At 42.9% G+C, this 21570-nt stretch carries 20 protein-coding genes; 3 read left to right on the top strand and 17 right to left on the bottom strand.

The window, feature by feature from the left end; translation table 11 throughout:
* Positions 1–28: 28 nt before the first annotated feature.
* Both rocD and AM279_RS03470 read right to left on the bottom strand, forming a co-directional pair.
* Positions 29–1273 (bottom strand): ornithine--oxo-acid transaminase, encoded by a 1245-nt coding sequence (gene rocD / locus AM279_RS03475; protein WP_054406269.1) that lies wholly within the window; start codon positions 1271–1273, stop codon positions 29–31.
* 173 nt (positions 1274–1446) lie between these two features.
* Positions 1447–2538 carry a M42 family metallopeptidase gene (locus AM279_RS03470; RefSeq protein WP_054406268.1) on the bottom strand — a complete coding sequence of 364 codons (1092 nt, stop codon included), beginning with the start codon at positions 2536–2538 and terminating at the stop codon, positions 1447–1449.
* A 76-nt stretch (positions 2539–2614) separates the two neighbouring features.
* Here AM279_RS03470 and AM279_RS03465 point away from each other — a divergent pair, with 76 nt between their 5' ends.
* On the top strand, positions 2615–3286 hold the full coding sequence (locus AM279_RS03465) for a DUF4294 domain-containing protein (RefSeq protein ID WP_316948648.1): 672 nt from the start codon (positions 2615–2617) through the stop codon (positions 3284–3286).
* Between the two features lie 301 nt (positions 3287–3587).
* Here AM279_RS03465 and sucD read toward each other — a convergent pair whose 3' ends face one another.
* From sucD to AM279_RS03425, 8 genes are all read right to left on the bottom strand, one after another.
* Positions 3588–4460 (bottom strand): succinate--CoA ligase subunit alpha, encoded by an 873-nt coding sequence (gene sucD / locus AM279_RS03460; protein ID WP_054406266.1) that lies wholly within the window; start codon positions 4458–4460, stop codon positions 3588–3590.
* Positions 4461–4577: 117 nt separating this feature from the next.
* Positions 4578–4940: a nuclear transport factor 2 family protein gene (locus tag AM279_RS03455; protein WP_054406265.1), complete on the bottom strand. Its 363-nt coding sequence runs from the start codon at positions 4938–4940 to the stop codon at positions 4578–4580.
* Position 4941: 1 nt separating this feature from the next.
* On the bottom strand, positions 4942–5871 hold the full coding sequence (locus AM279_RS03450; RefSeq protein ID WP_054406264.1) for a UDP-3-O-(3-hydroxymyristoyl)glucosamine N-acyltransferase: 930 nt from the start codon (positions 5869–5871) through the stop codon (positions 4942–4944).
* Positions 5872–5953: 82 nt separating this feature from the next.
* A complete protein-coding gene (gene efp, locus AM279_RS03445) occupies positions 5954–6520 on the bottom strand; it encodes an elongation factor P (protein WP_054406263.1) in 567 nt (188 codons plus the stop codon).
* Between the two features lie 166 nt (positions 6521–6686).
* A complete protein-coding gene (lpxA, locus tag AM279_RS03440; protein WP_054406262.1) occupies positions 6687–7475 on the bottom strand; it encodes an acyl-ACP--UDP-N-acetylglucosamine O-acyltransferase in 789 nt (262 codons plus the stop codon).
* A 22-nt stretch (positions 7476–7497) separates the two neighbouring features.
* On the bottom strand, positions 7498–8889 hold the full coding sequence (locus AM279_RS03435; RefSeq protein WP_054406261.1) for a bifunctional UDP-3-O-[3-hydroxymyristoyl] N-acetylglucosamine deacetylase/3-hydroxyacyl-ACP dehydratase: 1392 nt from the start codon (positions 8887–8889) through the stop codon (positions 7498–7500).
* Between the two features lie 17 nt (positions 8890–8906).
* The gene (gene lpxD / locus AM279_RS03430; protein ID WP_054406260.1) at positions 8907–9926 is read right to left on the bottom strand and encodes a UDP-3-O-(3-hydroxymyristoyl)glucosamine N-acyltransferase; all 1020 of its coding nucleotides are present in this window, start codon (positions 9924–9926) and stop codon (positions 8907–8909) included.
* Between the two features lie 23 nt (positions 9927–9949).
* Positions 9950–11194 (bottom strand): HD domain-containing protein, encoded by a 1245-nt coding sequence (locus AM279_RS03425; RefSeq protein ID WP_054406259.1) that lies wholly within the window; start codon positions 11192–11194, stop codon positions 9950–9952.
* Between the two features lie 187 nt (positions 11195–11381).
* On the opposite strand from AM279_RS03425, the gene AM279_RS03420 reads away from it, so the two are divergent.
* Positions 11382–11663, top strand: a complete 282-nt coding sequence (locus AM279_RS03420) for a hypothetical protein (RefSeq protein ID WP_054406258.1) — start codon at positions 11382–11384, stop codon at positions 11661–11663.
* A gap of 187 nt (positions 11664–11850) precedes the next feature.
* Here AM279_RS03420 and AM279_RS03415 read toward each other — a convergent pair whose 3' ends face one another.
* From AM279_RS03415 to AM279_RS03405, 3 genes are all read right to left on the bottom strand, one after another.
* Positions 11851–12609 (bottom strand): LuxR C-terminal-related transcriptional regulator, encoded by a 759-nt coding sequence (locus tag AM279_RS03415; RefSeq protein WP_160316422.1) that lies wholly within the window; start codon positions 12607–12609, stop codon positions 11851–11853.
* Positions 12610–12853: 244 nt separating this feature from the next.
* Complete coding sequence (locus AM279_RS03410) at positions 12854–13540, bottom strand: SIMPL domain-containing protein (RefSeq protein ID WP_054406256.1); 687 nt, start codon at positions 13538–13540, stop codon at positions 12854–12856.
* A 51-nt stretch (positions 13541–13591) separates the two neighbouring features.
* Entirely contained in the window at positions 13592–14245 is a 654-nt protein-coding gene (locus AM279_RS03405) for a rhomboid family intramembrane serine protease (protein WP_054406255.1), read from the bottom strand.
* A gap of 96 nt (positions 14246–14341) precedes the next feature.
* Between AM279_RS03405 and AM279_RS03400 the strand changes: the two genes are divergently transcribed.
* Complete coding sequence (locus AM279_RS03400; RefSeq protein ID WP_054406254.1) at positions 14342–15229, top strand: lysophospholipid acyltransferase family protein; 888 nt, start codon at positions 14342–14344, stop codon at positions 15227–15229.
* On the opposite strand, the gene AM279_RS03395 is transcribed toward AM279_RS03400, so the two are convergent.
* The 4 genes from AM279_RS03395 to AM279_RS03380 form a co-directional block, all read right to left on the bottom strand.
* Entirely contained in the window at positions 15224–16714 is a 1491-nt protein-coding gene (locus AM279_RS03395; RefSeq protein ID WP_054406253.1) for an aminotransferase class V-fold PLP-dependent enzyme, read from the bottom strand. The genes AM279_RS03400 and AM279_RS03395 overlap by 6 nt on opposite strands.
* 48 nt (positions 16715–16762) lie before the next feature.
* Positions 16763–19129 (bottom strand): hypothetical protein, encoded by a 2367-nt coding sequence (locus AM279_RS03390; protein WP_074961547.1) that lies wholly within the window; start codon positions 19127–19129, stop codon positions 16763–16765.
* The gene (locus tag AM279_RS03385) at positions 19083–20192 is read right to left on the bottom strand and encodes a hypothetical protein (RefSeq protein WP_074961530.1); all 1110 of its coding nucleotides are present in this window, start codon (positions 20190–20192) and stop codon (positions 19083–19085) included. Before AM279_RS03385 ends, AM279_RS03390 begins: the two co-directional genes overlap by 47 nt.
* Positions 20193–20262: 70 nt before the next feature.
* Positions 20263–21483 (bottom strand): porin, encoded by a 1221-nt coding sequence (locus AM279_RS03380; RefSeq protein ID WP_054406250.1) that lies wholly within the window; start codon positions 21481–21483, stop codon positions 20263–20265.
* Positions 21484–21570: the final 87 nt, after the last annotated feature.

Genomic DNA, 21570 nt, shown 5'->3' with positions numbered 1-21570 from the left:
TTTTGGTTGTTTATAACTTCATAATTGTTTACTGTTCAAAAGCCTGCAGCGTGGTGGTTATGATGGCAACACATTCATTTAGCTGCTCTTCATTCATTACCAGCGGCGGCGCAAAACGAATAATATTGCCGTGTGTAGGCTTGGCCAGCAGGCCGTTATCTTTCAGGGCCACACATACATCCCATGCGGTAGAGCTGTCTTCGGTATCGTTAATAACAATTGCATTAAGAAGCCCTTTTCCGCGCACGGCAGATACTATTTTACTACCCGCAATATACGCATTCATTTTTTCCCTGAAAAGGTTGCCCAGATTTTCTGCATTGGCAGCAAGGTTTTCATCTTCAACCACATTTAGTGCAGCCACGGCCACTGCCGCAGCCACCGGGTTGCCCCCAAAGGTAGAACCGTGCTGGCCGGGCTTTATAACACCCATTATACTGTCATTAGCCAATACTGCACTTACAGGATATACACCACCGCTTAATGCTTTGCCCAGTATAAGAATATCGGGCTGTACGTTTTCATGGTGTACTGCCAGTAGCTTGCCGGTACGGGCTATGCCTGTCTGAACTTCATCTGCAATAAAGAGTACGTTGTGTTTTTCACACAGGGCTTTGGCTTTTGCCAAATAGCCTTCCTGCGGAACATACACCCCGGCTTCTCCCTGTATGGGCTCTACCAAAAAGCCCGCTATGTTTGTTTCAGTTGCCAAAACCTGCTCAAGGGCATCAAGGTCGTCATAAGCTATTTTAATGAAGCCTGCCGTGTAAGGGCCAAAGTTTTTACGGGCATTTTCATCATTACTGAATGATATTATAGTAGTGGTACGCCCGTGGAAATTGTTTTCGCATACAATTATTTTGGCTTCCTGTTCGGCAATGCCTTTGCGCTCATACGCCCATTTGCGGCACAGCTTTATTGCGGTTTCTACGGCTTCGGCACCGGTATTCATGGGCAGAACCTTGTCAAACCCAAAGTATTTTGTAACAAACTCTTCATACTTACCCAATTGGTCGTTATAAAACGCACGGCTGGTTAGGGTTAATGTTTGTGCCTGATTAACCATTGCAGCAATAATTTTTGGGTGGCAGTGCCCTTGGTTTACGGCTGAGTATGCCGAAAGGAAATCGTAATACTTTTTGCCTTCAACATCCCACACATATACGCCCTCTCCCCTGCTTAATACAACCGGTAGCGGGTGGTAGTTATGTGCCCCGTATTTATCTTCTAATTCTATGGCCTGTTCTGACCCTGTTTTTTGTAAAACTGACATTGTAGTGATATTCAATTCTTAAAAAGCAATTCCTTCTTTAAGGAGAGAAATCATCCTCTTTAGCAGCCAAATTAATAAAAATAATGGTATGTGTAAGCAATATGCCAATTAAATGATAAAAATAAAACCCTGCTACAAAAGCAGCAGGGTTTGTTATTAAAAGTGTAATGCTTTTAGTTAAAATATGAAAACGTTTCGCCTTCTTCTATTTTAAGCACGGTTTCATATATCAGTTTGATTACATTTTCAACGTCTTCTTTATGCACCATTTCTACCGTGGTGTGCATATAGCGCAGCGGCAGCGATATAAGCGCCGAAGCCACACCGCCATTGCTGTAGGCAAAAGCATCGGTATCAGTACCCGTTACACGGCTTGAAGCCAGGCGCTGAAACGGAATCTCGTTCTTTTCGGCAGTTTCTACAATAAGGTCGCGCAGCTTGTTTTGCACGGCCGGAGCATAGGTAATAACCGGGCCTTTGCCAATCTGGGTTTCACCTTCAATGCGCTTGTCTATCATAGGCGTAGTGCTGTCGTGGCACACATCAGTAACAATAGCCACATTAGGGCGGATTGTTTTGGTAATCATCTCGGCACCCCTAAGCCCTACTTCTTCCTGAACTGAGTTGGTTATATATAGGCCAAATGGTAGTTTTTTGCCTTTTTCTTTTAAAAGCCTTGCTACTTCGGCAATCATAAAGCCCCCCATACGGTTGTCTAACGCGCGGCACACAAACTTATTTTCGTTAAGCACCATAAACTCATCAGGGTATGTAATCACACAGCCCACGTGCACGCCCAGTTTTTCTACTTCTTCTTTAGTATTACAGCCCAGATCTATAAATATAGTTTCAATTTTCGGGGCTTCGTCTTTACCGCCACGGTTGCGGGTGTGTATGGCAGGCCAGCCAAATACGCCTTTTACAATGCCGTTTTTGGTGTGTATGTTTACGCGCTTGCTTGGGGCAATCATCTGGTCGCTACCACCGTTGCGTATAACATATATCAATCCGTTATCTGTAATATAATTTACATACCACGAAATTTCGTCGCTGTGGCCTTCAATTACTACTTTATAAGGAGCATCCGGATTAATAACACCTACAGCCGTACCATAAGTATCGGTAATAAACGTATCTACATAAGGTTTAAGGTACTCCATCCATATTTTCTGGCCTTCGGCTTCGTAGCCTGTAGGCGATGCATTATTAAGGTATTTTTCTAAAAATGCCATTGAGGCATCGTTAAGCAGGGTTTTATCTGACATAAATATAATTTTACGCTAAAATACAAAATGCAATACAGCGTTATAGATAAATCTATATTTTTGAAGTAAATTTTTTATGATGAAATCGCCGCTATACCTACTGTTTTTACTTCTTTTTACGCTTAGCGCCAAGGCCCAGGTGCCCGAAACGGCACAGCAGGACAGCCTTGATAACGACTCTATTGTGTTTAGGGAGCAGTTGCGTACGCTGGTTATAGGCGGTGCTGATGACGAGGAAGCGGCTTCGGCAGACTTAAAGAAGCAGCTTGCCCTTTTACAGAGGCGTGTGCTTAAGGTATACCCTTATGCCAAAGTTGCGGCTGACAGGCTGGCCATGCTGGATGCCAACATGAAAAAACTAAAGACAAAGAAGGAGAAGAAAAAATATGCCAAGATTGTAGAAGATTACCTTACCAACGAGTTTGAAGCACAGCTTAAAAAACTTACCCGTAAAGAAGGCCAGATACTGGTAAAACTTATACACCGCCAAACCGGCATAACTACCTATGATTTGATTACCGAACGTAAAAGCGGCTGGAAAGCCTGGTGGTCACAACGTATGGCGCGCCTGTTTAGCATAAACCTGAAGACTACCTATAGCCCGGCTAATGTGGCCGAAGACTTTATGATTGAAGGCTTTTTGATAAAAGCTTTTCAGGAGCATAAACTTGTGAAGCAGGATGCCGCGTTTAAAATTGACTATCCCGCACTTAAGGAAGCGTGGAAGAAAAAACAGGAAGCTGAGTAAAAAGCGGCTTAGCTTCTGAGCCGCTTAGCCACTTAGCAGGATTGCTTCGTCGTTCCTCCTCGCAATGACGGGACGTGAAGAAAGGAATGAAAAAATGAGCTTTTAAAGATTGCCACGCTCCGTAAACTCCGCTCGCAAAGACGGGCGTGAAGAAAGGAATAAAAAAATGCTGAGTTTATTTAACGAGAGATTCCTCAGCTACGCTGCGTTTCGTTAGGAATGACAAAAAATCAGCAATAATTATAGTATAAAAAAAGCTCCGCAATTTGCGGAGCTTTTATATTTATAAGGGTTTAGAAAATTAACCTAAAACCTCTTTTACTTTTTTGCCTATTTCAGCAGGAGAGTCAACCACGTGGATGCCGTTTTCCCTCATGATGCGTTTTTTAGCTTCAGCTGTATCGTCAGCACCGCCAACAATTGCACCTGCGTGGCCCATTGTACGGCCTTTAGGGGCAGTTTCACCGGCTATAAAGCCAATTACAGGCTTGCGGTTACCGTCTGCCTTAACCCAACGTGCAGCGTCAGCCTCAAGTTGGCCACCAATTTCACCTATCATAATGATAGCTTCAGTTTCAGGGTCGTTCATTAGCAGTTCAACAGCTTCTTTAGTAGTAGTACCAATTATTGGGTCGCCACCAATACCAATAGCTGTAGTAATACCAAGGCCTTGTTTTACAACCTGGTCTGCCGCTTCATAGGTAAGGGTACCTGATTTAGAAACAATACCTACTTTACCTTTTTTGAAAACGAAGCCCGGCATAATACCTACCTTAGCCTCTTCCGGAGTAATAACACCCGGACAGTTAGGGCCTATAAGGCGGCAGTCTTTGCCTTTAATATAGTCATAAGCTTTAATCATATCTGCCACAGGAATACCTTCAGTAATAGCAATGATTACTTTAATGCCTGCATCGGCAGCTTCCATAATTGCATCAGCAGCAAATGCCGGCGGAACAAATATGATAGAAGTATCGGCACCTGCAACATCTACTGCATCTTTAACAGTATTAAAAACAGGTTTGTCTAAGTGTGTTGAACCACCTTTGCCCGGTGTTACACCACCTACCACGTTAGTGCCGTATTCAATCATCTGGCTGGCATGGAAAGTACCTTCGCTGCCGGTAAAGCCCTGTACAATTATCTTGGAATTTTTATTAACTAAAACACTCATGATATTTATTTTATTGTTTTTTCAAGTTTGTGGTACAAAAATAGGGTTTTAACTGAAATATTATAACCCTTTTTTATTATTTGTACATCAATTTTTAAAGAAATTTCTGCTTAAGCGCTAACCCAGCTGGCTCATAAGCCTGCCACGGTACAGCTGCCCGTCTTTAATTTCCCAAAATACGGCAAAATGTGCCAGCACCATCTCCTCGGTAGGGTTTTCAAACGCCGTAACGTGGTAAATGTAGCGCACGGCTACCTGGCTGCCATCCTGCAGTATGCTGATAATCTCAGTGCGCGATGATGTGTAGGATTTACCCATTTCGGCAGCAAGCGCCATAACATCATTTTTATCGGCCTCGAGGTAGCCTTTAGAACTGTGCCATTGCAGCAAAAAATCGCTGTGTATGTATTTATCCATAACCTCAGGGTGGCGCAGTGCATCCTGTGTATAATAATCAAGTACCAGCTCTTTTGGGGTCATATTATTTCAGTTTAGCAAGAATTTCGGGAATGCGTTTTACGTAGGCCATGTCTTTCAGCTTTTCGCGCGATTCTTCGGCCGGAGAGCCAAAGTATACCTTGCCGCCGGCGAGTGACTTAGCCACGCCCGTTTGTGCCAGTATAACGGCTTTTGTGCCTATGGTAGCACCGCTGGTAACACCCACCTGGCCCCACATGGTTACTTCGTCTTCTATAATGCAGCAGCCTGCAATACCCGTTTGGCTGGCAATGAGGCATTTTTTGCCAATAACGGTGTCGTGGCCTATGTGCACCTGGTTGTCAAGCTTAGAGCCTGCACCAATGGTGGTATCGCCGGTAACGCCTTTATCTATTGTACACAGTGCGCCTATGCCCACGTTGTCTTCAATAACCACACGCCCACCGCTTAGCAGCTGGTCAAAGCCTTCAGGGCGCTTCTTGTAGTAAAAAGCATCGCCGCCCAGCACGGTACCTGAGTGGATAATTACGTTATTGCCTATAATGGTATTGTCATAAATGGCAACATTGCTGTGTATAAGGCAATCTTTACCAATAACTACATTATTGCCCACAAAGGTATTGGGCTGTATAACCGTGCCCTCGCCTATTTTGGCGCTTGGCGCGACAGATACATTGGCCTGTTGAAACGGCATAAAATGCCTGGTAAGTTTGTTGAAATCCCTGAATGGGTCGTCTGAAATAAGCAGCGCCTTACCCTCCGGGCACTCTACCTGCTTGTTAATAAGCACTATTGTAGCGGCAGATTGTAATGCCTTGTCATAATATTTGGGGTGGTCTACAAACACAATATCGCCGGGTTCTACCACGTGTATTTCGTTCATGCCGTGCACCGGGAAGGTTTCATGGCCCACAAATTCAGCGCCTATAAGTGCGGCTATTTCCTTAAGCGGATATACCTTTGGGAATTTCATTTTTTGAAATTTAAAAATTGAAAGATTTAAAGATTGAACAATTTTTAAATCCTTCAATCTTTAAATCTTTAAATCAGAAGAATTATTCTTTCACACGCTCAAGATACTGGCCTGTAGCGGTGTCGATTTTAATTTTATCGCCTTCGTTAATGAAAAGCGGTACGTTAACCGATGCACCTGTTTCAACCTTTGCAGGCTTGGTAGCGTTGGTTGCTGTGTTGCCTTTAACACCCGGCTCGGCATAGGTAACTTCAAGCACTACAGAAGCAGGCATATCTACAGATAGTGGCGCTTCAGTCTCAGCATTAATGATAACCATTACGTTCTCACCTTCTTTAAGCAGGTCCGGTGCATCAAGAATATCACGGCTTAGTGTGATTTGCTCGTATGTTTCAGCGTGCATGAAGTGGAACTGGTCGCCTTCTGGGTACAGGAACTGGAACTTGTGTGTTTCTACGCGCACGTCATCTATCTTGTGGCCTGCAGAAAACGTGTTGTCAAGCACTTTACCAGTGGTAAGGCTTTTTAGTTTTGTACGAACGAAAGCTGGGCCTTTACCCGGCTTAACGTGAAGGAATTCGATGATTTTATAAATATCGTGGTTGAACTTAATGCACAAACCGTTACGGATATCTGATGTACTTGCCATTATCTAAATTGTTTACTTTTTATGTTTATTTGTTTATTCGTTGATTCGGTAATTTGGTTATTTGTTTTTAGAGGTTACGAATAACCCAACCAATAAATCATTTTTTGTCAGGAATTGGCTTTCCGAATTAAATAAAATTACCAAATCGACAAATTACCTTTTAAATTTATTCTTTTCCGCCGCTGTAGCCTTTCATAACACCACGCGGAGAGTTACGGATAGACATGATAATTTCATCACGCTCCGGTGTTGCCTCCATATCAGCCTCGATTATTTCAAGGGCCTGGCTTACGTTGTAATTTTTTTGGTACAGTATACGGTATATGTTTTGTATTTCGGTAATTTTTTCTGATGAAAAACCGCGCCTGCGCAGCCCTACCGAGTTAATACCTACATAGCTAAGCGGCTCGCGCGCTGCCTTTACATAAGGTGGAACGTCTTTGCGCACAAGCGAACCACCGGTTACAAACGCGTGGTTGCCTATGGTAGAAAACTGGTGTACGGCCACCATGCCTGCAAGCACTACGTAGTCGCCCACGGTAATGTGGCCTGCCAGGTTGGTATTATTACTAAAAATACAGTAGTTGCCCACAAAACAGTCGTGCGCCACGTGAGAATAAGCCATAATAAGGCAGTTTTTGCCTATAACGGTCTTCATCCTGTCGGATGTGCCACGGTTAATGGTAACACACTCGCGTATTGTGGTGTTATCGCCAATTTCGGCGGTGGTTTCCTCGCCCTGGTATTTAAGGTCCTGCGGCGGTGCAGAAATTACCGCACCCGGAAATATATTACAATTTTTACCTATGCGGGCCCCTTCCATAATGGTTACGTTAGAGCCTATCCATGTGCCTTCGCCTATAACCACATTGTTGTGTATGGTTGTAAACGGCTCGATTACCACATTTTTGGCAATCTTGGCACCCGGATGCACATATGCTAAAGGTTGATTCATAAAGGTTGTCTTGGGTTAGTGCTTAGTTGTTATTTTTTGCAATTTGCGCCATTAGTTCGGCCTCTGCCACCAACTTGCCGTTTGCATAGGCATTGGCGTGCATGTGGCATATACCGCGGCGTATGGGCGACACAAGGTCGCACTTAAACACCAGGGTATCGCCCGGCAGTACTTTGTGCTTAAACTTAACACCGTCTATTTTCATAAAATAGGTTAAGTAGTTTTCAGGATCAGGCACGGTGCTTAGTATAAGTATACCGCCCGTTTGTGCCATAGCCTCTACAATAAGAACGCCCGGCATAACCGGCGCACCAGGGAAGTGCCCTACAAAGAAGCTTTCGTTCATGGTTACGTTCTTAAGGCCCACCACGTGGTTATCGCTCATTTCAAGAATGCGGTCTACCAGCAAAAACGGCGGACGGTGCGGCAGCATAGCCATAATTTTATGGATATCCATAAGCGGCTCTTTATGCAGGTCATAAACCGGCACGGCGTTGCGCTGCTCTATTTTTATTAGCTTGGCTATTTTCTTGGCAAACTGGGTGTTTACAAAGTGGCCCGGCTTATTTGCTATTACTTTTCCTTTAATACGGGTGCCTATAAGGGCAAGGTCGCCCACTACATCAAGCAGTTTGTGGCGTGCAGCCTCGTTAGGGTAATGCAGCGTAAGGTTATCAAGAATGCCGTTTGGCTTAACCGATATGCTTTCTTTGCCAAAAGCCACCTTAAGCCTGTCCATAGTTTCAGGAGAAATTTCCTTATCTACATATACAATAGCATTGTTAAGGTCGCCGCCTTTAATAAGGCCGTGCTCCAGCAGGGTTTCAAGCTCGTGCAAAAAGCTAAAGGTACGTGCATCGGCAATTTCTTCTTTAAAGTCGCCCATGCTTTTTAGCGTAGCGTTTTGTGTGCCCAGAACTTTAGTGCCAAAATCTACCATGGTGGTAACCTGGTACTCATCTGCCGGCATAACAATAATCTCGCTGCCGGTGGCCTCATCTGTATAAGAAATTACTTCTTTAACCACATACACCTTGCGCTCTGCATCCTGCTCTTCTACGCCCACGCTTTCTATGGCTTCTACAAAAAATTTAGAAGAACCATCCATAATAGGAGGCTCAGAGGCATTAAGCTCTATAATCACGTTATCTACATCGCAGCCCACAAATGCAGCAAGCACGTGTTCTGATGTTTGTATTTTAACGCCGTTTTTTTCAAGGTTTGTGCCCCTTTGGGTGTTCACTACATAAGTGGCATCGGCTTCTATAACCGGCTTGCCTTCTAAATCTACCCTTACAAAAGTGTAGCCGTTGTTTACCGGTGCAGGCTTAAAGGTCATGGTTACTTCCTTACCCGTGTGCAGGCCCACGCCTTTTAACGAAACTTCACTCCTGATTGTGGTTTGCTTAACCATTATATATTTGCTTTTGTTTATTTAGTTACTTTTTTAAGATCCTCCAGCTCGGCCACTATTTTAGGCAGGTTGCGGAAGTGTACATACGACTTGCTGAAATCATGGTATGGCATTGCCGGTGTACCCTGTACGAAATCGCCATCGGCATGGCTTTTGGTAACGCCGCTTTGTGCCTGTATGCGCACGTTGTTGCCTATAGTAAGATGGCCTACAATGCCCACCTGCCCGCCAATAATGCAGCCGCTGCCTATTTTAGTAGAGCCTGCAATGCCGGTTTGGCTGGCAATAACGGTGTTTTCGCCTATAACCACGTTATGGGCAATCTGAATCTGGTTATCCAGCTTAACGCCTTTTTTAATAAGTGTGCTGCCCAGGGTGGCCCTGTCTATAGTAGTACAGGCACCTACCTCTACATTATCTTCCAGTATAACGTTGCCTATTTGCGGTACTTTACTGTAAACGCCTTCATCATCTTTGGCAAAGCCAAAACCATCTGAACCTATAATGGCGCCTGAATGTATAACACAATTTTGGCCTATTACCGTTTCGCTGTACACGCGGCTGCCTGCGAAAAGAATTGTATTATCGCCAATGGTAACATTATCGCCCACAAAACTGTTGGGGTATATTTTTACGTTATCGCCTATTTTTACATTTTTGCCAATGTAGCAAAAACTGCCCAGGTACAGGTTTTCGCCATAGGTAGCGCCTTCTGAAATTACAGACGGCTGCTCTATGCCGCTCTTCATAAGCTTAACCTGGTTGTAATATTCCAGCAGCATGCCAAATGCCTTATAAGCATCATCTACCTTAATAAGTGTGGTAGTAATATTGGCCTCGGGCTCAAAAGTGCGGTTAACTATAGTAATAGAAGCCTGTGTAGAATATATATAAGGAAGGTATTTAGGGTTGGCCAAAAACGTAATAGCCCCCTCCGTACCCTCTTCTATTTTTGCCAGCTTGTGTACTTCGGTAGCGGGGTTGCCCACTATTTCGCCCTCCAGTATACCTGCTATTTGTTCTGCTGTAAATTTCATCCTGACAAAAATATAAAATTAAATTAAAACGCCGCCTGTTGCAAAAGCTCTTTTGGAAAGCACAGGTAGTACTTGGTTACCGGCTTGCTAAGTGCCTTAAGGTTAAGCTGGTCGCTGGCTGCCACTACATCTTCAATAGACTTGTCTTTCCTTAATATATGTATGGGCTCGCCCTCCTTATTATAGGCCTGGTTCTTAATTTTGCCTTTAAACACAAAGTAGTTGGCCTCTTTTTCGGTAATACTGTGCAGTTCCATAAGGTAGTTGCGCAGGTTTTCCAGGTTATCTTTAGTAAACTTCTCTGCCCTTAGTTTTATTTTAGGCAGGTCGCGGTTTATAATCATGCGGCTCAGTTCGCGCAGTACAAAATCATCGTGAAACTGCCACGCCTTTACCGCGCCCATAATATCAAAATCATCAAGGTAGCTGAATTTTGTAAGCACTTCCGGCGTAAAATCCTCCAGGCCTATGCGGTGTACCAAGAAGTGCCTTAGCGGTTCGCTGGCTGTTAAGTACACACCGCTGTGCGTAAGCTCTTTGGCGCGTTTAAGTATTTTGGTAAGCACCAGTTCTGCCGCTACACTGGTTTTGTGCAGGTAAGCCTGCCAGTACATAAGCCTGCGTGCCACAATAAACTTTTCTACGCTGTAAATACCTTTTTCTTCAACCACCAGGGTATCATCCTGCACGTTTAGCATCTGGATTAGGCGCTCGCTGTTAATGTTGCCCTCTGCCACGCCGCTGTAAAAGCTGTCGCGCTTCAGGTAGTCCATACGGTCCATATCCATCTGGCTTGATATAAGCTGCAGCATAAACTTGCGGTGGTACTCCCCCTTAAAAATACTTATGGCAAGCGAAAGCCTGCCGCCAAACTCCTTATTTAGCTCGTCCATAAACATAAGCGATATGTGCTCATGGCTTATGCCCTCTACAATGCTGTGCTCCATAGCGTGGCTAAACGGGCCGTGGCCTATATCGTGCAGCAGTATGGCTATGCACAGGGCGTTTTCTTCGTCATCGCTTATGGCTACGTCTTTAGAGCGCAGTACGGCCACCGTTTTTTGCATAAGGTGCATACAGCCCAGCGCATGGTGAAAACGGGTGTGGTGCGCCCCGGGATATACCAGGTAAGACATGCCCATTTGAGATATGCGCCTTAACCTTTGAAAATAAGGGTGTTGAATAAGGTCGTAAACAAGGGGGTTGGTTATTGAGATAAACCCATAAATAGGGTCGTTAAGTATTTTAAGCTTGTTGATTTGGCTCACTATGGCTAAATTTTTAACAAAGATACTAAAAGCCCGCGAAGTAAGCCAACCCCGTTTGTTTTTAACTTACCGTGTAGGGTTGTTTAACGGGTTTTTGTAATATGCGTTAAACATAGGTTAATCAGCATTTTAAAGGGTGCCGGCGCACACCAATTGCCTAACTTTACAAATGTAACAATGGGGGATTATGAAAACAACATTTTACATTGCCGTACCCGTTTTAGCTTTTAGCCTGCACGCTTATGCGCAGCAGGAAAACCAAAAAGCCGACCAACAGCCGCCCGTGGTAACCGAACAGCAGGTTGCTAAAGATGCGCAAATGGCTGTGGCCGAACGCAAAAAAGATGAAAAAGAACGGTATGAACCCGTTAAGCAAAAAACAGAGGGCCAAAAGGACAAAGGCACTAATACCGGCTCTGTAGATACTCAAACCGCCAAAAAATCTTCAACCAAGCCGGAAGAACAATAATAACGTTATTTTTTGTTACTTAGGTTATTGAAGGAAGGGCCTGCAAAACAGTGTTTTGCGGGCCTTTTTCATTTTTATATTAAACTGTTTAACACAACTATCAAGATTATAAGCACCTTTATGAACATAGTTATTTGTATTTCAGACAACTAATAAATTTAAACAAAAACTACCCCTGTGCAGGTAGCTATATCCAGCCGTTATCATAGGCTATACGAATAACCTCGCTTGCCGAACGGGCATTGGTTTTGCGCAGTATGTTTTTGCGGTGAGAGTCTACCGTTAGCTTGCTTATGTGCAGGGCATCGCTAATTTCCTGGCTTTTAAGCCCCGATGCCATTGCCTTGAGTATGTCTTTCTCGCGGCGGGTAAAGACCTGTTGGGTGGGCTTAAAAATATTTTCGAAGTCGATATTGTAATAAGAAGGTTCGCCATCGAGCCCTATGATAGACATACGGGGTGTATCGTCATGCTTAAGGTGGCTTATATCGGTATTTACAAGAAAGGTGCGCACGTTTTGGTTGTCGTGCTGTATAATGTTCATTTGGTTAAGGATGCGCACATAATGGCCATCTGCCCTGCGCAGCCTGAAATCGTACTGTACCTTGTATTTAAAGAGCTTTTCGGGCGGTACCGACTGAAAGAATTTCTCGGTAGCGGTTTCATAGTTAAGCAGGTTGGCCTTATCTACAGGATGTAAAAGGTTAAGGAATGTAAAAAAATCAAGCTCGCCAGCCGGGTAACCCAGCACCTCTTCCACTTCGGGGCTTACAAATTCGTAGGTAGAGGTGCGCACGTTGAGCACCATGTAGTAGTATTTGCCCACATGAAACAGGTCGAGCAACGCCTTGCACGAGTTTATATCAAACTGCTTGTTTACAACATTGGGCTCGGTAGGTATCCTGTCCCAAATTTTACGTAATTCATTTTCTATTTCTAACCCCATACCCCAACGCATTTAAAAATGGAATGTACATTTTTTGGCAAGGCCAAACCAAGGTACAAAAATCATCATTTAAATTTTAACTGCCGTTATAAAATTAAACCACAAAAATACAAATTTGTTTCACACCGTAAATCCAAACTCCAAAAGTGAAAAATTAGCGTTAAAATGTGTTAAAAAATAAGAAAATACTGCAAATAAAAAACCCCGAAAAAATTCCGGGGCTGTAGTATATTTTTACAGAAAATTAATACAAATCAAAAGCAATGTTGACATTTGCAGTGATGGTAATTTCGCCAATGGCAAGAGTTTCCTGCGGGGCGCTGTCAGCCATAGCTGCTTTCATTTCCATCCTATATACCTGTGGATAAAGCACTTGTGTATTGTCAGTCACGGTAATAGCCTTGCCTACCTTTTGATTAAGCGCTGTGGCATAGTCGGTTGCCTTTTTCTTAGCATCGGCAACGGCTTTTATACGCGCTTCGCTCTCATAATCAGCCTGTTTGCTGGTTTTAAAGGTAACACCCTCAATGGTATTAACACCGGCATCAGTAAGGCCCATCATAAGGGTGTCATACTTAGCTAAGTCCTTGAGGTGTATCACTATAGACTGCGAAGCCACATAGCTGTATTTCTTTTTGTTGTAATCATAATTGCGGTTAAGGTTTACCCTTTGAGTTTGGTAGTCAGCCGGTTGCAGCTTCTGGTTCTTCAAAAACTTTAATATGGCGTCTATGGCCGCATCATTGGCTTTCTTAACGTCGGCGGCATCAGCACCGGTGTTGGTTACTCCTACAATAATATCGGCCTGGTCTGGCGTTACCATAATTTTACCTTCGCCGTTTACATTAATCTGAGGCTGAGGGTTTTGCTGCACCTGAGCAGTAGCAAACATTGTTGCAAACAGGGCAAATACAAGGGCTAATTTTTTCATAATATTCAATTTTTGTTGTTTTTACTGTAGGAAATTCAAAATGCGTGCCAATTATAGCTTTTTCATACGGGCAAGTACAAACAAAATCACAATGGGTATAGCCAATAGTATGACCATCAACGTGTTATTATAAAACATATCAGGCCTTTTTATAAGCGTAAAGGCAAATCCGCCTATTGCACCGCCAAAGTGAGCCACGTGGCCTATGTTGTCGTTCTTGGCCTTCATACCATAGATGGAATACAGCAAATAGCCTATACCAAACAGGTAAGCCGGTACGGGGATAACAAAGTACAGCCCGAGTTCCATATTGGGTTCCAGCAAAATAGAAGCATACAACACCCCCGTAACCGCCCCTGAAGCCCCTATGGCACGGTACCAGTAGTCGTTTTTATGGAAGGCAAATGTAAGCAGGTTGCCCGCCAACAGACTTAAAGCATAAACAGCTATAAATGAAGGTATTCCCATCAATACCATAACCACTGGTGCAAAGAAATACAGGGTTAGCATGTTGAATATGAGGTGCATAATATCAGCATGCAGAAATGCACTTGTAAACATCCGGTACTGCTCCCCTGCCCTTATGCTGCCTATGTGAAAATCGTATTTCCTGAAAAACAGCTGGTCGTTAAACCCCTTGTAGCTCACTAACACGTTGATTCCTATAAGGATAAATAAAACAATTGAATAAATATCTGTAGCCATAGTATGATTTTGCATTGCAAATCTAACGCAAAATGCCTGTGTTAGCATATATTTACATATTATAATTAGCATTATCTTTGCTAAAAATTATCATTAATGCAATTTTTAGCATACGTACTGGCCTATCCTTTTATCTGGCTTATCTCGCTACTGCCATTCAGGGTGCTCTACATATTATCTGACTTTGTTTATGTATTAATCTATTACATAGTGGGTTACAGAAAAAAAATAGTCAGGAAAAACTTCGAACTTTGCCTGCCACATCTTTCTGCCCAAGAGAAAAAGAAGGTTGAAAAACAGTTTTACCACCATTTTTGCGATAGTTTTGTAGAAATGGTTAAAACATTAAATATCAGCGATAAAGAAATAAAAAAACGTTTTGTTTTTACCAATTTTGAAGTAATCCATGAATTGGAAGAAACCGGTAAAAGTACTGTTGTACTGATAGGCCACTATGCCAGCTATGAGTGGTTACTTTTAATGCACAAATATCTAAAAAAACAGGTGGGCTTTGGTATTTACAAGCCTATAAAAAACAAGTATTTTGACCGCCTGGTGCGAAAAATACGCGGAAAGTTTGGTGCCGAACTTATTGGTATGAGGCAAGTTATACCACAAATGAGGCAAAACATACGCAACGGCAAACAAGGCGCCTACGGCTTTATTACCGACCAGTCGCCCCGTTTAAATACTGAGGCACACTGGTGTACATTCTTTGGCATGGAAGTACCTGTACACGTAGGCGGAGAGATGCTTTCCAAAAAAATAGGACTTAATATGGCGTATGCCCGTATAGAAAAGGTTAAGCGTGGCTACTATCAATGTACCTTTATACCCGTTGAGGGCGATTTAAAGGCAATCCCTAACTTCGAGGTAACCGACCGTTTTATGCTAATGCTTGAAGAGCAGATAAAGCAGGCTCCACAATACTATCTGTGGACCCACAACCGCTTTAAGCACCGCAAAAACGACCCCGTATTATAGTGTAAACCAGCTTTTTACCTCTATAGGATTCTCAGCCGATTTATGGGTGAACTCGTTATTGCCGCGGTTATAATTATAATCATTAGCCCATTCTTCAAAGCCTTCGGCTAACGCCTTTATACTTTCACACACATACTGAATCTCTGCATTTGTAGTGGTTGGGTGTATAGACATCCTTATCCACCCCGGTTTTTGAATGAGGTCGCCTGCTGTTATCTTATCGGTCAGGTAGTTAGACTGTTCCTGGTCTACATGCAGCAGGTAGTGGCCGTAAGTACCGGCACAACTGCATCCGCCACGGGTTTGTATGCCAAAACGGTCGTTAAGCAGCTTAACGCCAAGATTGTAGTGCAGGCCGTCTACATAAAAAGAGATTACCCCAAGCCTGTTTGTGTGCTGCGGTGCAAGTATATTAAGGTTAGGAACGTTACCCAGACTATCAAACACATAATCAGTGATTTCCTTCTCGCGCTTCAGGATGTTTTCAACGCCCATCTGTTCTTTAAGCCTTACAGAAAGCGCTGTTTTTATAACCTGGAGGAAACCGGGCGTACCGCCATCCTCACGCTCCTCAATATTATCAAGATATTTGTGCTCGCCCCATGGGTTTGTCCAGCTTACTGTACCCCCACCCGGATGGTCGGGCACCATGTTTTTGTACAGTTTCTTATTGAAAATCAGCACTCCGGAAGTTCCGGGGCCTCCCAAAAACTTGTGCGGAGAGAAGAAAATAGCGTCAAGGTAGGCTTCTTCATCAGCCGGATGCATATCTATATGTACATAAGGAGCGCTACAGGCAAAGTCTACAAAACACACACCGTTGTACTGGTGGATGAGCTTAGCTACCTCATAATAAGGTGTTTTAATACCTGTAACATTACTGCATGCCGTTATTGAAGCTATTTTAAGGGTTACATCTTTATATTGTTCTAAAAGCTCTTTAAAGCTGTCCAGGCATACCAAACCTTGCGGGCAGGCAGGTATAACCACCACATTTGCAATGGTTTCCAGCCAGGATGTCTGGTTGCTGTGGTGCTCCATGTGGGTAACAAATACCACCGGCCTTTTTTCATCGGGCACGGTTGTATGCGGCCTTAAATTTTCAGGAACCTTAAGCCCAAGTATGCGCTGTAGTTTATTTACAACGCCCGTCATACCTGTACCTGAGTTAATTAGCACATCATCAGGCCCTGCATTTACATGGTGCTTAATAATATGGCGTGCTTCATGATAGGCATTGGTCATAGCGGTGCCGCTAACCGTTGTTTCGGTGTGGGTATTGGCTACAAACGGGCCAAATTCTTCAATCAGTTTCTCCTCAATAGGCCTGTAAAGGCGGCCGCTGGCAGTCCAGTCGGTATACACCATTTCTTTTAAGCCATAAGGCGACTCAAACTCCTGCCCTATGCCTATGATGTTTTGCCTGAACTTGCTGAAATATTGTTCAAGTTCACTTTTTACCGATGTTTCTGCAGCGTGTAACATATTTTTTAAAGATATAGTGCAAATTTATTAAAATATGCTTCCAAAAATTTATTTAAGGTACATTTCCATCTCCGGACAGCTGAATTTTTTAAATGTGCCGGTTTTCTTATACGTACTGTAGAATGCCCCCACCCATTTATCGGACGACAAATTGCGTGGCTTATTATCCCACCAATGGCGATGGAATGAAAAGTTGCTGTGTTTTGTACACACGTGCAGCATAAGCGCGGCCATAGCCTTCTGTTCCTTGTTTTTAGCCTTTTTGTAAGCCTTATTATACCAGTACTTTGCAAGCGTTAAGTTAGCATAATTGCCACTCTGGAATGTTTCTTTAAGCTTAGCCATGTGGCCAAAATAAGCATCATAGTACATATAACCCTGATAATAGCTAATCATTTTCCAATAGCTACCGGCATAACTCAGATTGTAATAAGCGTGCCCAAGCTTAAGGTAGCTTTCTGCGTCTGTTTTCTCCTGAAGGCCAATAAGTTGTTTTACAAATTCGGCCTTATCAAAATCATATACTACTTTGCGCTCGACTTCGGTAAGGGCATAATCAAGCACAGACGGATAGTAAGGGTCTGACGTATAATACCCAGAATAAGGGTCTTGTTCTTTATAATATGATTTAGGAATGGCTTTGAAAATTTCAAAGGCTTCTTTCAATTTATTCTGTCTGAAGGCAATAGTACCTTTCAGGTCAAGATAAAAATTAACATCAGTCGTAACTCCATTACTGATAAATGTATAGAAAGGACTCTTGTTTTTGTCACTGATAATGTCTACCAGGTTATCAATATCTTTTAGGGTAGCAAGGCGGTCAAAATAAGCTATGTGCGAATAGTTAGCCGGTTGATTTTCAACTGAAAGGCCATCGCTATAATAGCCATAGTAGTATTTATAATTGTCAGCCTTCAAAAAGAGCAGCCCTGCGGTAGCCATATCGCCTGCTTTGTTATATTCTGAGCTTAATACCTTTAAGAATGTGTACAGGCTCTTTGCCTCGTCTGCCTCGGTGTTTGCCCAAAGTTGCTGTATTGCTTCATAGAGCTTCTGCTGTACGGCCACATCGCTTAATTTACCCTGTTTGGCCGCTACAAGTGCCAGCTCAACAGACTTTTGTACCTTAACCGAAGCCGGTGCATTATTACTAATAGCATTTGCATACCTGTAACCATCGGCAATACTGTCGTCCATAAAGCTAAGGTGCGACAGGCACGACAGCAGGTAATCTTTTGTTGCAGACTGTGTTTGCGGATATACATTTTTAACAAACCCTTTTAGCCTGGCGAGATAAGCCAGGTCGTTTTTAAGGTTTTGCCTGCGCGCCCTTGCATATTCCTTTTCATACACATATTCAGAATATATATCAGGCCCGGAAGTGAGCATCTTCGGGCTAAATATCCAGTCTTCCAGCTTATTTATTTCGCGCCCTACCAGCATATTTACATATACACTTTGTGGCCACAGCCTGTTTATACGCTCAATCTGGTCAAGCGCCCTGCCGGGGTTGCGCATGGCGGCTATGGGAAGTATTACAGCCTTTTCGTGGTCGTTTTTGGTATAGGCCAGTGTGCGCTCTGTTTCATTAATGTTAAACCACTGCATTACGGCAATTACCTTTTCTTCGCACAGGTCAAAAACCCGGCTCAGGTAGTAATTTTGTTCGGCTTTATCTTGTGTAGCATACGCCTTAAACAGCAATGCCCAGTTTTGCAGTATGGTGTTGCTATTAGTAAAATAACGGTCGTATAACGCCGGCACTTTAGCCGTTTCGCCATATCGAATGAGCATAAACGCATAGCGCTGCTGTAAAAAAGCATCTTTTACCTGCGGTAGTTTTTTAGCAACCTGCGCAAGGATGGTGGCAGCTGACTTTTGCCCCTGTTCTGCAAAATCCTGCTCCCTGTCCCAATACCTTTCTTCGCCGCTGTCATCCCACGATTCCCATTTAGAGTTATGCGGGTTTTGAAAATACTCCATCTGCTTAGCAAACTCAAAATACTCAAGCAGCCCTTTATTTTTGGGCAAAAGAAGTGCTTTTATAAAGGTATTACCTTTAAATTCTGTTTTTAATGTGCCTGACTGGTAAGCAAGCTGAAACCTTTCGGGTACTGTATTATACTGAAGCTCATATATATGTTCTAATACAACTGCATCACCAAGTTTTTGCTGCCATTCCCTGCAATTGCGCCAGCGGTCTGCCGTGCTGTATATTTCATACTGATTAAAATAATGGTCAGAATAATAAAACGGGCTAAACTTGGCCATTCCCGGTGCCTCTGCCCTAAAAAAGGCCAGGCGCAGGGTTTCGTCGGTATCGCCCCAGCCACATGCCGCAACGCTAACTGAGTAAAGAAATGCTATGCTAATTGCTAAACAGCCTGTAATAGGCTTCAATGTTTTTGGTGCCATAATCATTAATAAAATTTTCATCCCACGAAAAAAACGTAACCCTTGAATTTTCTAAATCTATATTATCTTTAATAATATCAATCATTTGGCGCAATTCTGCATCGCTTACTTTTTCAACTCTCACTTCATCGCCATTACGGAAATAAGTTTGGCCAATAGTAATATCATTTGTAAGCATATACCGGTTTTCGGCAAGTTTTTTATAATCTGTACCACGCAGTGAGAGCAAATCATCTGTCAGGATACCTTTAAATTCACCTCCCCTAAATACTAATTGCCAGTTAAATATAGGCAGTGCCACATTAAGCTTAAGCGGATAATCATTATGGGTAATATACTGCTTTAATGTTTTAGATGAACCTATAGAATTACCTGTTTTATGGTTTGTGGGGCTATCCATATTATAGCACATTAACAGGCCATTATCTACAGGTGGTACCCCCGCCTTTTTAAAATCGCGGTATTGCCACAGCCTTATGGTTGCTGCAATTTTATAATTTGGGAATTGCCTTTTAATTTCAGAAAGCAGGAAAAAGTAGTTATCGCGGCTTTTTTGCGTCCAGTCGCAGTCAATAAGTATTTCTTTAATACGGCTTTTAAAATTGGCCGTTTCCTTAATCTTAAGGGAATCTTTGTTACCCGTATAGGTACTATCCCTCCTTTTTGCCGCGGCTGACCATAATACCGTTTTCTCTTCAGTTTTAGATAATATTGCAATAGTGCGCTTATTAATATTTGCAGCCAATTCCCTTAGTTGCTCGCGGCTGCTGTTTACTATAGCATCATTATTAATATAAATACTTGGGGTAATATGCATTTTGTTATGTTCATCTGAAAAATCCCAAAGGGTTGCCATGGGTGCAGGTTTTTTTTCAAAAGGGTTCCACCCCACGTCAAACAAACGCATATACATATGGCCTACGCCCAGCGAATCGGCTAATTGCTGGTTAAAGTTATAAGATTGGAAAGTAGTCTTCCAGTAGCAGAAAGACCGCTCTGTTTTGTACTCTTTTTTACAGGAAAGAAGTGTACAAAAACACAAAAAGAATAATAGTTTTTTCATTACAGGCTGGTGATTTTCAGCAATAACGAAAGTACTATTATTCTTGTTGTGATGTAAGAAAAATATATTTTTAGATACCCATTTCCACCTGAAAGCGCAGGTACCAGTTTTGTTTAGTAGACCCGTCTAAATAGTTAAGGTCATCAAGGGTAAACTCCATCTGTGCTTTAAAGGCGTGCTCCCAAACATACTTGGTTAAACCTATTGTATATTGGTTGGTATTTGGTGCAAAAGCACGTATATCATTATCTACTTTTTGTGTAGAAAAACGGCCTATAACCTCATAATCTGAAAGGAAAAGATAGCTGGCCTGGTAGTCAAAACCATGGCCGGTAAACACATATTTAATATCAGTATCGTCAAGTGGGTTTACGGTAACCGGGTTATCTGAAATACGCTGCATATAAGCTGCCATAAGGCTCCAGCCGTTGTATTTAAACATACCGTCTAAAAGTATAGACTGCATATCGCGTTTTTCAAACAGGTCATCGCCCAGCTGGCCCTGTGTGCGCCTTGCCTTGTCATTATATTGATAAGCCCCTGACAAAAGAAATTTAGGCTGCTGCTCACGTTTAAGGTCGCCTTCAAAATAAGTACCATCTTTACTGAAAGCCCCAAAAGGAAACAACTCTACTTTACCGGTATAAGCCAGGCCATTATCAGGGGCATCGGTGCTGTTACGCCCCTCACCCATGGTTATGGCCCCTTTAAAGTTGTATGAAAACTTGTCCATCCACTCGTGCATATTGTACACCTGTACACCAAAATCCCTGTCTATTGTAAAACGCGCATTGTTAATACTCCTGTCAGTTAACTGTAGTGCCCCTGAAGAGTTTACACGCTGGCGGTTGCCCGGAAGTTTGGTTTGACCAAAAGCAATGTTCCAGTTTTGGTTAGGGCGGTAAATAACCACCGCATCGCGAATAATATTTATGTTTTTACCGTCTTCTATTTCACCCACATCACCCGGGGCAAATGATAGCTGTAAAGCATATAAAAAGTGAGGGTTACCCACATAACCGTCAAAACGAAGCCTGAGACGCCTTATCTGTCCGTCTATGGCTGCTTCTTCGTCTTCATTTTGCAGGTAGGTTGCCCTGTTTTGTATCCTGAAACGGATGTTGAGCTGAAACAGGCTGTCTGGCGATGTTAATCCTAACCCTTTACCATAACTGTAGTATGGCAGGGCCGAAAGTTTAAGGTCGTTATTTGTTGTGGTTCTTTTAATGTCAATCTGGGCTGATAGCGCCAGAGAAATAAAAAATAAAAATAACGTTAGTTTTGTTTTCATTAAAAATAGTGTTGTTATTTTGCTGCAAAAACCAAACATAGGTAACCCGGAAATAACGCCATAAGCACCGCTTGTAAAGTTTGCGCA

The sequence above is a fragment of the Flavobacterium akiainvivens genome (assembly GCF_001278115.1).
Taxonomy (GTDB): Bacteria; Bacteroidota; Bacteroidia; order Flavobacteriales; family Flavobacteriaceae; genus Flavobacterium; species Flavobacterium akiainvivens.
This window is presented reverse-complemented; position numbering and strand designations above follow the sequence as displayed.

Excerpts from the sequence above, each read along its gene's own strand:
- AM279_RS03435 (WP_054406261.1), bottom strand. The coding sequence starts at position 8,889 with ATGGTTAAGCAAACCACAATCAGGAGTGAAGTTTCGTTAAAAGGCGTG.
- lpxD (WP_054406260.1), bottom strand. The coding sequence starts at position 9,926 with ATGAAATTTACAGCAGAACAAATAGCAGGTATACTGGAGGGCGAAATA.
- AM279_RS03450 (WP_054406264.1), bottom strand. The coding sequence starts at position 5,871 with ATGAAATTCCCAAAGGTATATCCGCTTAAGGAAATAGCCGCACTTATA.
- AM279_RS03395 (WP_054406253.1), bottom strand. The coding sequence starts at position 16,714 with ATGTTACACGCTGCAGAAACATCGGTAAAAAGTGAACTTGAACAATAT.
- AM279_RS03470 (WP_054406268.1), bottom strand. The coding sequence starts at position 2,538 with ATGTCAGATAAAACCCTGCTTAACGATGCCTCAATGGCATTTTTAGAA.
- lpxA (WP_054406262.1), bottom strand. The coding sequence starts at position 7,475 with ATGAATCAACCTTTAGCATATGTGCATCCGGGTGCCAAGATTGCCAAA.
- sucD (WP_054406266.1), bottom strand. The coding sequence starts at position 4,460 with ATGAGTGTTTTAGTTAATAAAAATTCCAAGATAATTGTACAGGGCTTT.
- AM279_RS03420 (WP_054406258.1), top strand. The coding sequence starts at position 11,382 with ATGAAAACAACATTTTACATTGCCGTACCCGTTTTAGCTTTTAGCCTG.
- rocD (WP_054406269.1), bottom strand. The coding sequence starts at position 1,273 with ATGTCAGTTTTACAAAAAACAGGGTCAGAACAGGCCATAGAATTAGAA.
- AM279_RS03415 (WP_160316422.1), bottom strand. The coding sequence starts at position 12,609 with ATGGGGTTAGAAATAGAAAATGAATTACGTAAAATTTGGGACAGGATA.
- AM279_RS03410 (WP_054406256.1), bottom strand. The coding sequence starts at position 13,540 with ATGAAAAAATTAGCCCTTGTATTTGCCCTGTTTGCAACAATGTTTGCT.
- AM279_RS03380 (WP_054406250.1), bottom strand. The coding sequence starts at position 21,483 with ATGAAAACAAAACTAACGTTATTTTTATTTTTTATTTCTCTGGCGCTA.
- AM279_RS03400 (WP_054406254.1), top strand. The coding sequence starts at position 14,342 with ATGCAATTTTTAGCATACGTACTGGCCTATCCTTTTATCTGGCTTATC.
- efp (WP_054406263.1), bottom strand. The coding sequence starts at position 6,520 with ATGGCAAGTACATCAGATATCCGTAACGGTTTGTGCATTAAGTTCAAC.
- AM279_RS03385 (WP_074961530.1), bottom strand. The coding sequence starts at position 20,192 with ATGAAAAAACTATTATTCTTTTTGTGTTTTTGTACACTTCTTTCCTGT.
- AM279_RS03390 (WP_074961547.1), bottom strand. The coding sequence starts at position 19,129 with ATGGCACCAAAAACATTGAAGCCTATTACAGGCTGTTTAGCAATTAGC.
- AM279_RS03455 (WP_054406265.1), bottom strand. The coding sequence starts at position 4,940 with ATGACCCCAAAAGAGCTGGTACTTGATTATTATACACAGGATGCACTG.
- AM279_RS03465 (WP_316948648.1), top strand. The coding sequence starts at position 2,615 with ATGATGAAATCGCCGCTATACCTACTGTTTTTACTTCTTTTTACGCTT.
- AM279_RS03405 (WP_054406255.1), bottom strand. The coding sequence starts at position 14,245 with ATGGCTACAGATATTTATTCAATTGTTTTATTTATCCTTATAGGAATC.